Annotated in this window: 14 protein-coding genes; all 14 read left to right on the top strand. The window is 36.4% G+C overall.

Annotation, left to right across the window (positions count from 1 at the left end; genetic code table 11):
- Positions 1-37 precede the first annotated feature (37 nt).
- The 14 genes from MHI34_RS05455 to MHI34_RS05390 all read left to right on the top strand — a co-directional run bounded on the left by MHI34_RS05455 (position 38) and on the right by MHI34_RS05390 (position 12,180).
- Positions 38-334: a VRR-NUC domain-containing protein gene (locus tag MHI34_RS05455; RefSeq protein ID WP_342504224.1), complete on the top strand. Its 297-nt coding sequence runs from the start codon at positions 38-40 to the stop codon at positions 332-334.
- Positions 276-1,538 (top strand): DEAD/DEAH box helicase, encoded by a 1,263-nt coding sequence (locus tag MHI34_RS05450; RefSeq protein WP_342504223.1) that lies wholly within the window; start codon positions 276-278, stop codon positions 1,536-1,538. Before MHI34_RS05455 ends, MHI34_RS05450 begins: the two co-directional genes overlap by 59 nt.
- Positions 1,539-2,450 carry a YqaJ viral recombinase family protein gene (locus MHI34_RS05445; RefSeq protein ID WP_342504222.1) on the top strand — a complete coding sequence of 304 codons (912 nt, stop codon included), beginning with the start codon at positions 1,539-1,541 and terminating at the stop codon, positions 2,448-2,450.
- 2 nt (positions 2,451-2,452) lie between these two features.
- A complete protein-coding gene (locus MHI34_RS05440; protein WP_342504221.1) occupies positions 2,453-3,526 on the top strand; it encodes an AAA family ATPase in 1,074 nt (357 codons plus the stop codon).
- A 30-nt stretch (positions 3,527-3,556) separates the two neighbouring features.
- Positions 3,557-4,000 carry a DUF669 domain-containing protein gene (locus MHI34_RS05435; RefSeq protein ID WP_342504220.1) on the top strand — a complete coding sequence of 148 codons (444 nt, stop codon included), beginning with the start codon at positions 3,557-3,559 and terminating at the stop codon, positions 3,998-4,000.
- A 1-nt stretch (position 4,001) separates the two neighbouring features.
- Positions 4,002-5,720, top strand: coding sequence for a DNA polymerase B (locus MHI34_RS05430; RefSeq protein ID WP_342504219.1), 1,719 nt, complete (start codon positions 4,002-4,004; stop codon positions 5,718-5,720).
- Between the two features lie 13 nt (positions 5,721-5,733).
- A complete protein-coding gene (locus MHI34_RS05425; protein WP_342504218.1) occupies positions 5,734-6,168 on the top strand; it encodes a hypothetical protein in 435 nt (144 codons plus the stop codon).
- A gap of 2 nt (positions 6,169-6,170) precedes the next feature.
- Positions 6,171-6,365 carry a hypothetical protein gene (locus tag MHI34_RS05420; protein WP_342504217.1) on the top strand — a complete coding sequence of 65 codons (195 nt, stop codon included), beginning with the start codon at positions 6,171-6,173 and terminating at the stop codon, positions 6,363-6,365.
- A gap of 42 nt (positions 6,366-6,407) precedes the next feature.
- Positions 6,408-8,300, top strand: coding sequence for a phage/plasmid primase, P4 family (locus MHI34_RS05415; RefSeq protein ID WP_342504216.1), 1,893 nt, complete (start codon positions 6,408-6,410; stop codon positions 8,298-8,300).
- Between the two features lie 362 nt (positions 8,301-8,662).
- Entirely contained in the window at positions 8,663-9,088 is a 426-nt protein-coding gene (locus MHI34_RS05410) for a hypothetical protein (RefSeq protein WP_320938757.1), read from the top strand.
- Between the two features lie 185 nt (positions 9,089-9,273).
- A complete protein-coding gene (locus MHI34_RS05405; RefSeq protein ID WP_342504215.1) occupies positions 9,274-9,516 on the top strand; it encodes a hypothetical protein in 243 nt (80 codons plus the stop codon).
- Positions 9,517-9,556: 40 nt separating this feature from the next.
- The gene (locus tag MHI34_RS05400) at positions 9,557-9,967 is read left to right on the top strand and encodes an HNH endonuclease (RefSeq protein ID WP_342504214.1); all 411 of its coding nucleotides are present in this window, start codon (positions 9,557-9,559) and stop codon (positions 9,965-9,967) included.
- Positions 9,968-10,042: 75 nt separating this feature from the next.
- Positions 10,043-10,504 carry a P27 family phage terminase small subunit gene (locus MHI34_RS05395; protein WP_342504213.1) on the top strand — a complete coding sequence of 154 codons (462 nt, stop codon included), beginning with the start codon at positions 10,043-10,045 and terminating at the stop codon, positions 10,502-10,504.
- On the top strand, positions 10,501-12,180 hold the full coding sequence (locus tag MHI34_RS05390; RefSeq protein ID WP_342504212.1) for a terminase TerL endonuclease subunit: 1,680 nt from the start codon (positions 10,501-10,503) through the stop codon (positions 12,178-12,180). Before MHI34_RS05395 ends, MHI34_RS05390 begins: the two co-directional genes overlap by 4 nt.
- Positions 12,181-12,186 lie beyond the last annotated feature (6 nt).

Raw genomic sequence — 12,186 nt, 5'->3', positions numbered from 1 at the left:
TAAGCCAGTATATCAAATCTGGAGGTTGTTTCCTAGTATGACGAGAAAACCACTCGAAAAAGCAATTGAAAATCAAATAAAGAAATGGCTCGACTCACAGGGGCATTGGTGGATGAAAGTACACGGTGACATGTTCCAAAAGTCCGGTGTGCCTGACATCTTGGCTTGTATCAATGGAAAGTTTGTTGGCATTGAAGTAAAGCGACCAGGTGGCGTTGTGAGTGAGCTCCAAAAATACCATATCGAAAAAATACAAGCTGCAGGAGGTGTAGCGTTTGTCGCATACAGTGTCGAAGATGTCCGAATTAATCTCGACCGATTCCATGTTATATGAGTATCAAAAAGATGTGCTGCAGAAAGCAAAAGCCAATTATTTATATGCACTTGATACTGGCACAGGAAAAACAATTTTATCTATCCATCATTATTTACTTCATAACAATGGCGAGCCCCTTTTGATTGTGGCACCACCACAAAAGATAAAAGAAGGTGGATGGGATAGGGATATTCAAACGGTTGCTAATTATTACGGCATTGAAATTAGTTACGATCTTTTGTCTTATGGCAAGTTATTTGCTGATTGGAAGAAATACAAAGGCTGGTTTGTCATATTCGATGAATGCCATTATGTGAAAACATCTACTTCACAACGAGGTAAGGCCGCAAAGAACTTAGTTAAAGCCAGTACGTATTTTTTACTCTTATCTGCCACACCGTCGAGCAATGGGTGGGGCGATACAATAAACTATTTCATCATGTTTAATTTGGCACAAAGTAAAACGCAATTTGAGCGTGAATTTGGCATATTTGACACGCTTTATCTTGGTCAACGCCGCGTAAATAAGGTTGTTGGTTGGAACCATGAAAATATACTCAAGCAAATGTATCAATCCTTTAGTGTGAAGCTATCGAAAGATGATTGTTTGGATTTACCACCAATGGTGGTTGAAGATGTATTTTTCAAGCGATCCACTGAGTATTTGAAGTTAAAGAAAGACCGAATTTTAGAGGTTGATGGGGAAAAAGTTGTCTATGACACTTATCCAAAACTTGCACAGGGATTGCGATTCTATGCCAATCAAAAGAACAAGCTCGAATATATTGAAATGCTTGCTGAGAGTACAAATGAAAACATCATTATTTTCTATAACTTTAAAGCTGAAAAAGAAGCATTACTTTTATTAATGGGCAAATTAAAGAAAAAAGTGTTCGAGGTGAGTGGCCAACGATCAGAATTGCCGGCACGTAATACATGGCCAAAGTTAAAGGGGAGTGTAACGCTTGTTCAGTACCAAGCTGGTGCTGCAGGTATTGAATTACAATACGCCAACCTTGTGGTTTTCTATACACCTACTTATAGCTTGCAAGATTATGAACAGTCACTTGGCCGAGCTTATAGAAATGGCCAGGACAAAAAAGTAACAGTCTATCATTTCATTACAAAAGATACCATTGAGGAATTAATATATGGTGCCTTGAAAACAAAGAAAGACTTCACGGACGAGCTCTTTGTGAAGTATATGGAGGGGGAAAAATAGATGTTTCAAACAGATGATAAAAATGTTACTGAAAATCGCCGTGCTTTTGTAGGTGGTTCAGATGTTCCTATAATTTTAGGTTTAAGCAAATATAAAACACAGTTTGAGCTTGCAAAAGAGAAAATGGGCTTAGCGCCAACTGTATTTCAAGGAAATGAATATACCGTTTATGGCCAAACAATGGAGCCACAAATTCGTGACTACATTAATGTAATCAACGAAACAAACTTTCAACCAGACACAGTAATAAACAAAGAGCTTTGTATACGCGGTAACTGTGATGGTGCAGACAAAACGGAATTATTGTTACTTGAAATTAAAACCCATGGTAAAAAGCCGACAATGGAAGTTTACAAAGCGCAAATGCAACTCTACATGTACGTATTTGATTTACCTGCAGGATGGTTGGCATTATATGAACGTCCTGACAATTTCGATGCTGAATTTGATCCAGAGCTTTTAAAAATTGAAGTTATCCATTTTGATGAAGCATATGCAAATCAAATCTTACAAGCTATTGAGTTGTTCTGGAAACGTTGTGAAGCTTTAAAACAACAACCTGAAATGTCCGAAGCTGGTTTTTATTCTATTACCTTAGAGGAAAAAAACGAGATAGCTATTGTAGCCAGTGAAGTTGAAAAGTTTGAATTACAAATACAGTCTTTTAAAGAAACTGAATCACAATATAAAGCCATGAAGGACAAGTTGTATCAATTAATGATGGACCACAAAGTGAAATCATTTGAAACGGACCAATGCACAATTACTTTGGTTCTTCCTACTGAATCAGTCTCATTAGACTCGAAAGCTTTACGTGAATCACATCCACGGATTGCGAAAAGGTTTGAAACAGTTACGCCTAAAAAGGGCTATACAAAAATCTCTATGAAAAAAACTAAGGAGGCAAAATAAAAATGGCACTACCACCAAACAGACCAAAGAAAACAATTGAAACACCACGTAATTATTTCATCTGGGGACCAACTATGAATGGAAAATCATATTTATCGAGTGAGTTTCCTAATCCAGTTATTTTCAATACAGATGGGAACGCTGCACAAATTGAAACACCATCGGTTGATTTAAAAAATGAGCGTGATCCAAAGACAGGTGCAATAAAGACCACTGTTGTTGAGCAGATGTTAGAGCTTATTAAAGACCTGGAGAAAGGTGGACACGGCTTTGAAACGGTCGTTATCGATGTAATAGATGATTTAGTCACACTTATTGAGCAAGCAATTTGTGAGGAAAATGGTGTTGACTATGTAGGGGATGTACCATACGGCAAAGGTTGGGGTCTACGCAAAACATTCATTACCTCAATTGTGGTCCGTCTTAAAGCCCTGCCGATGAATGTTATTTACATTAGTCGTTATGCCACAAAATTAGAGGGTACTTTAGAAAAGCCAATTCCCTCATTAGGAGATAAAGATCTAAACGTTGTAAATGGTAACTGTGATCTGAACATCATGTGTCAAAAAATCGGTAAAAAGTATCTTCGCCGTGTTGTGGACCGCCGTAAAAATTATCAACGTAATTGGATCGAGGATGAGCGTATTTTAAAAATATTAGATTCTGTAATCGGTGCATTTGATAAAGGTTCAGCTAGTGAACCTGCACAATCATCAAAGCCAGTTGAAGAAAAGAAAACACTAACTCAAATCGCTGAGGAAGTATCGGTTGAGCTAGAAGATGGTTCAAGTGTATCAGTTGAAGTAAAGCCAAACGATAATTTAGCAACTGAGACATTGTATTTTCAACATGAAGGCTCAGGGGAATTTATTAAAGTTGAAAAAGGTGAGTCATTAGATTTTTTGGACAAAGACATCTATGATCCGCGTACCAAAGAAGATTATGAAAAACAAAACATCGAACAATATGTTAATGACAACCCACCGCCAGCCAATGCACCAAACACAACCATAAAAGCACCACGTACAGCTAAACCAGGTGCGCCACGTGCACCGAGAGCTCCACGTACAAAATAAAACTATAAAAATAAAGTGAGGTAAATTATTATGTCAAACTTAGCAGCTATGGCTCAAAAATTATTAGCAGAGGGATTTGATCCTAAAACATCACCAGTGGATGATTATGAGGCTTTACCAGAAGGAGGTTATGATGTTGTACTTTCGGAGGTACACTGGCGAGTAAATGATAAAGGTACAGAGTGGTTACAACTGGACCTTGAACTCTTGAATGAAGGCTTTGAAAACCGTAAACATTTTGGAATGATCTTTTTCACTGAAAAAATGATGGAGCGTGCATTAAAACAAACAATGAAATGTGCTGCAGCACTCAACATTGAATTAGATCCATCTGTATTTGGCTCTCCAGAAACAGATTTAGTAAACGCCTTTAAAGAAGCACTAGGTACTCAATGTGAAATGGACATTAAGCACTCAAAATCTAATAAGGGTACATTCGTTAACTTCTCATTGAGTCAACCGGAGCCATTCTAATATGTTCAAAGTGTATGATTTCGAGGTTTTCCCTAACGATTGGATGTGTGTCATCTTAAATCTGGCCAACAATAAAATCATACGCATACACAATGATAAAGAGCGCCTACAAAGCGCTCTTTCTTCAAAAGATATTCTTGTTGGCTTCAATAATTATCATTATGATGACATCATTTTATGGGCCATTTTAACCGACCAGGATCCGTATGAAATAAGTAAACAAATTATAGGCGGTTCATTTAAGCGAAAAGTAAATTGCGGTTTTCTTACTTTAGACGTAAAGCAAGAATTAATAAATAAATCACTTTCTTTAAAAGAGGCCATGGCCAATTTAGGCATGAACATTATTGAAACACCAGTAGATTTTGATCAAGAAAAATTAACTCCTGATGAAATAAAAACGATCCTTGAATACTGTGAAAACGATGTAAAAGCAACTGGTGCAGCCTTTCAAAAACGTGAAGATTATTTTGCTTCAAAGTTTGAAATTATTGAGACATTCAAATTACATCCAAGTGATGTAAAAAAGACACGTGCAAATCTAGCTTCTACAGTATTAAAGGCTTTTAAAATGAAGGACCACAAACGTGATCGATTGAAACTTAGCTATGACAAGCGACTCAAAATTAATGAATTGCCAAAATCAGTTGTCGATTTTTATAACAATATCCACTTGTCCTATTTAGAAGGTGGATCCGTTACTGATTTAGAAAAACGACAATTTGAATATAAGCTTGCTGGATTAACACACACGTATGGTTTTGGTGGATTACATGCAGCAAAAGAAAATTATTTAGGTGAAGGGTACTTCTTACACATTGATGCAAAATCTTATTTTCCAACCTTAAAGATTAACAACGGATTTATCAGTAGAGCAGCTAAGATGCCTGAACGATACGAAAAAATATACCAGGATCGATTAAGGTACCAAGCTGCAGGTGAATCAAAAGAGAAAATTTATAAAATTTTGCTCAATGCTGCAGTAGGTGCTTGTAAGTCAGAATTTAATGCACTGTTTGATCCGCAACAATTTAACAACATCGTAGTAAATGGCCAACTTATTCTTACACATCTAATTGTGTTATTGGAGCCATTTATAGAGCTTATTCAATCAAATACAGATGGCTTAATTGTTAAGTATGAGGACAAATCATTCCGTCCTTTTATCGATGAAGTCATTGAGCGATTCAGTAAACATTATGAAATACATTTCAAAGTAAACGAGATTAATAAAATTGCTCAGCGTGATGCCAATAATTATTGTGTCCGATATTCTGATGGGAAAATCGTGGCAAAAGGAATTATGAAAAACTTCGAAGGTGGGACCTGGGAGCGTAATAGTTTATCAATTATCGATACAGCCCTGGTCAATTACTACATGCATGATATACCCATTCAAAAAACAGTCATTAATATGTTCAAAAAGGATTTAACAGCATTTCAGTTAGTGGCCAAGCAAGGGAAGTTTGAGGGTATGACATGTGAAGCGTTTGAGGATGGCAAAATGCAAATGATAGAGCTTCAAAAGGTAAATCGTATTTTTGCAACAACCGATCCAAAACGTGGTGGTGTTTATAAAGTACGAGATGAAAAATATCAAAAAGTTTCTAATAGTCCAGAGCAAGCTATTGTGTGGAATGGTCCACTTGATCAATTTGAGAAACGAAAAATCGATTTGAATTGGTACGTGAAAATGATTCAAAAACAATTATTTGTATAGGAGAGTGTTTCAAATGACAACAGAAACAGTACAAACAAAAGACATTCAAATTAATGTGCTTTTTAAGAAAATGCAAAAAGATGATAAGAAAGAAGTTTTAATGTTTCATATTCTATCGGATGAAACGAAGCATGCTGCCGAGTTATTAAGATTAACAGGTAAAATGACCATTTTAACAATTTCAGATGATGAGGGACCATATGAGCCAATTCAAGCTGAATTTGTGAACTTGCAGCGTGACAATAAAAAGACTGTGCTCAAATTTAATGTAGCAACTGAAGATGTAGACCGAGTAAACGCCATTTATCCAGCTGCAGGTACAAATATTTCTTTATTAATTCAGCCACAGCAAATGAGTATTGATGATTTAGAAGATGAACATGAGGGGATCTCTTATGAGGTTGGTTCGGATGGGACGGTAGTGATTGACTCAGACCAGGAGGGATAGAATTGGAGCCAGTCGAAGTTATCGAATTTATGGAACACGTTGCACCAAATACAGGGGATAGAATAAGTCATAATACAATACAACGGAAGTTTAGAGGAAGTTATGCAGATGCTGAAAAAGCAATTAATAAACTAGTTGAACTTGGATATTTAGAATCAAAGTGTGTGGGTGGTGTTTCATTCTATTTAAGAAAATAGCTAAACACAACATCAGGAAAGGAAGAAAGGAGGTGCTACGGTTTGAAGTCTACTATAAAACCATTGCGCTATATCGAGCTAGAAGAAAAGAAGCCTAAACACTCATTCGACATATTTTCTACGGACCACAAAAATTATAAAGATGCTGGTGTCATTTTAACAAAAGATATAGTGGTCGTGGATTTCGATACACGCTCAGATGCAGCTGAATATATCTATTCTGTTTACCCATCCTTGCGTGTTGAAACAAGTCGAGGCTTTCACCTTTGGTATAAGCGCCCAAAGGCAGAGGGTATGACCACACCCATTAAAAACTACACGGATAAAACAACGGTGGCTGGATTAAAGGTCGATTATAAAACAGGCACTCGCTCACAAGCTACGATTAAGCAAAATGGCAAACTTCGACCAATGGAAAATGCTCATTATCTTGAAGATGTGAGTATGTTACCAGAGCTTCCTTTGCTCTTGTATCCTTCTAAATTAAAACATAATTTACTAGGCATTAAAGAAGGGCAAGGGCGCAATAGTGCAATATATAGCCATTTGCTCACAACACTAGAGCAATACGGCACTGATATGATCGACAATGAAACGCTGCAGGTACTTGCAACTTTCATTAATACCAAAGTGTTTGCTGAAGCAATGGGGGATGATGAGCTTAATAATACAATAAAATCCGTATTAGAAAAAAAGCCGGCACCTAGCTCACAGCAATGGCTAAATCCAAAGGATATGGTCATGACGAGTGAAGTTTTGGCCAAACGTCTGGACCTCCATTATTACAACAATCAAATTTATTTTAAGCAGCTGGACCGTTATATTAGCGACTCCAATAAACTACTGCGTGAAATAGACAAGCATATAAAATTGAAGCCAGCCCAACATAAGCAGTTGATGGAACTATTTAAAATCAAATCGAATGTAGTAGAGGACAATGATTTTGTTATCCAGCTGCCTAATGGTGTGATTATCGATGATGGGGAGCCCATAATAATCGATGCTGGATTCACACCGTATTTTTTAGATGTTCAATACGATGAAGACGCCTATGACGAGAATGTGGATCAATTCTTAGATTTTTTTACATGTAATCGAAAAGATTTAAGGTATGTGATTGAAGAAATGTTTGGCCATATTTTAATGACCAAAGGGTTTCCGCACAAGGTATTCTTTTACAAATCGGAAAAAGGTAACAATGGTAAATCAACATTATTAAAAATGTTAACGGCTTTCACAAATGGCCTTGAAACGAACGTACCATTAGATAAATTCGATGACGACACCGCTGTATATGGTATGTCCGGTAAATTAATGAACATTGCTGATGATATTGATGCTTCATATCTGGACAAGTCGGCCAACTTTAAAACGCTAGCTTCTGGGGATCCGGTTATGTTGCGTCCGATCTATTCAATTCCTATTACCATACGTTCAAAGGCGACACTCATTTTTACTTGTAACAAGATGCCACAATTTAAAGATAAGTCAGGTGGTATTGGTAGGCGCTTAGTAGTCATTCCTTGTGATGCAGAGGTTAAAGTGATCGATGAAAATTTAGACGAAAAGCTTTCGAGTGATACAGCTAAGTCTTACATACTAAAATTAGCACTCGAAGGAATTAAAAGAATACGTAAAAACGGTAATAAGCTTTCTGAGTCAGCCACGATTGAAGAACAAACAATTGAATACTTCATTCAATCTGATAGTGCTCTTTCGTTTTTGTATCAATATAGTGATGAGATCGATGGAAAGAGGACTAGGGACGTATACGCAATGTATGTGGCTTACTGTGAAGAAGAAGGGCACAAACCGGCTGGAAACACCGAATTTGGTCGTAGGATGAAGAAGGAAGGCTGGGAATCAAAAGTGGTAAAAGTTATGGGGAATTCGGTACGTGTCTATAAAAAAGTTACGGATGAAGTAACAGGATAAGTAATAATATCAGTAACCTACTACAAACCTATATCTATCAATGGTTTAATCTCCTATTTTAATGAATGACGGTTACACTTAAAAAAATACATCTGTAACCGTCACAAACCCTTATTATATATATATTTATATTATTATTATTTCTTTAGTTACAAATAAATAATAGATATAAGTATATAAAAAATAAATAAAGAGAAAAAAAGAAAGAAATAAAAATATATATAAAGAAAAAGCGCTTAAAAATCTGTATATTTGTAACCGCAAATATAAAAACGTTGATTTATCAACGTTTAGAAGGTTACGTATATCTTGAAACTCGTTGTAACACAATTTGTAACCTTTATTGAAAGTGGGTGCTTAATTTGAGTAAATTCGCATGGCTCAAGGATTATCGAGAGCTTGAATATGAAATTGCTTATTTAGAACTTAATTTAATGCGAACGAAAACCGAATTGAAACGCTGGGTACAAGGTGATCTAGCTAAAGTGAAACTAACTGCAGACAGCCAAGGAAGTAAGGTTGAGGAAGTTATTGAACAAATTGAATGGGAACTTGCCCATAAGATGAATAACCTATTTGATATTAAAAGATTAGTAAAAACGTTTGAAGGACTTGAACATAGGATATTAATAGGTAAATACATTGAACATAAAACGTTGGAACAGGTGGCAGAGGATTTAGGATACAGTGCTCAATATATCTATAATAAACATGCGCAAATAAGACGTATGGTATCATTCGCTGAAAACTATACGGTAAATTCTTCACATAATATTACCTTAAGTTAAACCAATGTTAAGTATTGAAAAATCGAGATATTATAGGAGTATCAAAAAGCGCACGGAAATGCGTTATAAAATATCATTACAAAATAAGCACGTATGCTTGTACGTGTATGTCTAAAAACAAGCGATAGGTCACGCCTGAAAAGGTGTGGCTTTTTATTATGCATACAAAAGGAGTGATAAACCTAATGGAAGAAAAATCGTGGAAAGAGTTTAGAGAAAGTGGTTTCTTGTGGTGGATAAACATGATTTTGCATACATTCGGTTGGGCTATAGTTGTAGAAGTTGAAGGTAACGAAATCAAAAGAGTTTATCCAGCAAGAGTAAGATATAGAGGTTTTACTGAGAAGGACAATTCAAATGGATATATCAAAGTGTCCGAATATATCAAGAGAAATGCAGATGGTATTTTAAAAGAATCGAAGGAGTAAGTCTATCTTTTATAGGTAGGCTTTTTATTATGCCTAAAAGGTGGTGAGTGCATTGCTAAAGAGTTGTACTTACTGTGGTGGTATTCATAAGCGTGGTCAACGGTGTACATCTAAGCCAGTAGCTACAAAGCAGACCACATACATTGATAGATTCAGATGGTCAAGGGCATGGAAGAATAAGCGAGCGCACATTGCTGATCGTGACAAACATCTGTGCCAGGTATGCTTACGAAACTTATACAATACTCAGATGCAATATAACTTCACAGACTTAGAGGTGCATCACATAGAGCCTATAGCTAATGCCTGGGACAAGAGGTTAGAGGATGACAACCTTATATCATTGTGTCGTTACCATCATGAGCTGGCAGAGAAGGGTTCAATACCTGCAAAAGAATTAAAAAATATTATTTTGGAGAGTACCCCCCAGGTATTCGGTGAAAAATCCTGAAATTCCTGTACACCGACTGCCCCTATTTGCTCTAAAAAAATTCCCTAAATGAAAATTTTTAAGGAGGTGAGAAAATTGGCTAGACCGTCTAAAAGTGTGAAAACCATGAGTAAGAATTTAACAAAAGAAGAAATCGAAATTCGTACTCAAACAGAGGAAAAGTTAAAGGGTGCTGCCGATGAAATCTTGCCTCCTACACACCTGAATGCAAGGCAAAAGAAAATTTTCAATTTCATTGTGAAGGAGTTACAAGCAAGTGGGATTCTTGGTAATCTCGATATTTATATTCTAAGCACCTGTGCGGTAGCCATTGACCGAGTGCAACAAATTGAACGAATTATTAACAGAGATATTGAAAGGCTTTTAGATCGTAACTTATTGAGTGCTAAAGATAAGTATTCAAAAGAGTTTTTCCGTTGCTGTAATGAATTAAGTCTGTCACCACAAAGTCGAGCAAAGCTAGGTAATATTAATTTCCAAGTTCGAGTTGAAGAAGATGATCAACTGTTAAAAGTATTGCGTGGTGGTAAGAAATGATATACGAAAAGGCTGTAAAATACGCTGAAAGAGTTGTAAAAGGTAAAGAAATTACAACAAAAGAGGTCATTATTCAGTGTAATTGGTTCCTAAAGGATTTAGAAAAGCAGTATGAGGATGATTTTGATTACTATTTCGACATGGAAGAAATAGAAAAGATAGAGGGTCTATTAGAATTACTTAACTTTGCTACAGGTTTAGGCGTTGCAGGGAAAACGATATTAGAAGGCTTGGAAGGATTCCAGGCTTTTTTTCTTGTCAATATATTCGGTTGGCGCTTTAAAAACGATAAAGAAAAGTTTAGGTACCGTGATATTACGCTGTTCATTCCTCGTAAGAATGCGAAGACGTTCATTTGTGCTTTAATAATCATCATCTTAATGCTTACAGAGGATGATTATTCGGAGTTCTATTCTATTTGTTTGGATCGTGAGCTTGCGGGTGAAGTGAAAAAGGCTATGACACAAATTATCATGGCCAGCCCTGGTGTAGCTAAATACTTTGTGATTCCAAAAACATTAAGTGGCCGTATCGTTTGCACATTAACAAATAGTTTTTACCAGGCACGTACTGCAGAGGCGAATAGAAACAACTCGATACGTCCATCTGCTTTTATAGCTGATGAAGTTGGCGCATTTAAAGATTACAAGAATATAAACGCCATGAAGTCGGGGCAATTAAATGTTAAAAATCCATTACGTTTTAAGTTAACAACGGCTTACGCTGAGGATAAATCGATCATGTTGGAAGAATTGGCGTATGCAAAGAAGGTCTTTAATGGGTTTATTGAAGATGATCGCATGTTTGCGCTGCTCTATTACGCTGAGGACGATCATTTGTGGGATGATACAGGGCTGTTACAGGCTAATCCGTTGAGAGTTGAGGAAAACTATAACGAGATACGAGATAGCCGTAAATCAGCCATAGAAAAGCCCTCAGAGCGTGAAGAATATCTATGTAAACATATGAATCACTTTTTACCTTCTAATAGTGGTGAAGCCTATGTGAACGTAGAGGATGTTCGGAAATGTAAAATGGACAATTTCGATTGGTCAGGCCGTCAAGTATGGCTGGGTTTAGACTTGGCCATGACGAATGATAACTGTTCATTCTCGATGGTGACAGAGGAAGATATGGAAATCTATGCAGATTCCTACGCATTTGTACCAACTGAGCGTATCCCTGATAAAAACCGCGTAGAGAAAATCAATTACTACGATCACATTAAGGCAGGGAAATGTTTTTCTTGTGGTGATATGACTGTTGATTATGGCTTTATTGAACAAAAAGTTTTGGAAGTAGAAGAAAAATTCAATGTGATTGTTATGGGCGTAGCATATGACCGTTATAACTGCCTTTCTACAGCTCAAAAACTAGAAAGGGAAGGTCTAGTTACTGTGGAAGTCAAACAGCATTCAAGCGTGTTGCATCCAGCAACAAAGCTATTACGAGAAAAGATTGTGAATAAAGAATTTCACTATACCGAAAATGAATTGCTAGAAGAAAACTTTCAAAATGCCAAAGTTACTGAGGACACTAATAAAAATATTTACGTTAATAAGAAAAAATCAACAGGCAAGGTCGATATGGTTGTAAGTTTAATCAATGCAATCTATTTACTGCAGCATGATGTCATCTTTAATCCTGATGCTGATTGGGGCGCACAAGTCATTTAAGGAGGT

This window comes from Lysinibacillus sp. FSL L8-0126 (genome assembly GCF_038630385.1).
GTDB lineage: Bacteria > Bacillota > Bacilli > Bacillales_A > Planococcaceae > Lysinibacillus > Lysinibacillus fusiformis_D.
Note: the sequence above shows the minus strand (reverse complement) of the source record. Positions and strands in the feature narration are given on the sequence as shown.

Bases quoted from the DNA above. Each gene is read 5' to 3' on its own strand.
- MHI34_RS05455 (WP_342504224.1), top strand. From the start codon at position 38: ATGACGAGAAAACCACTCGAAAAAGCAATTGAAAATCAAATAAAGAAA.
- MHI34_RS05445 (WP_342504222.1), top strand. From the start codon at position 1,539: ATGTTTCAAACAGATGATAAAAATGTTACTGAAAATCGCCGTGCTTTT.
- MHI34_RS05440 (WP_342504221.1), top strand. From the start codon at position 2,453: ATGGCACTACCACCAAACAGACCAAAGAAAACAATTGAAACACCACGT.
- MHI34_RS05435 (WP_342504220.1), top strand. From the start codon at position 3,557: ATGTCAAACTTAGCAGCTATGGCTCAAAAATTATTAGCAGAGGGATTT.
- MHI34_RS05430 (WP_342504219.1), top strand. From the start codon at position 4,002: ATGTTCAAAGTGTATGATTTCGAGGTTTTCCCTAACGATTGGATGTGT.
- MHI34_RS05425 (WP_342504218.1), top strand. From the start codon at position 5,734: ATGACAACAGAAACAGTACAAACAAAAGACATTCAAATTAATGTGCTT.
- MHI34_RS05405 (WP_342504215.1), top strand. From the start codon at position 9,274: ATGGAAGAAAAATCGTGGAAAGAGTTTAGAGAAAGTGGTTTCTTGTGG.
- MHI34_RS05390 (WP_342504212.1), top strand. From the start codon at position 10,501: ATGATATACGAAAAGGCTGTAAAATACGCTGAAAGAGTTGTAAAAGGT.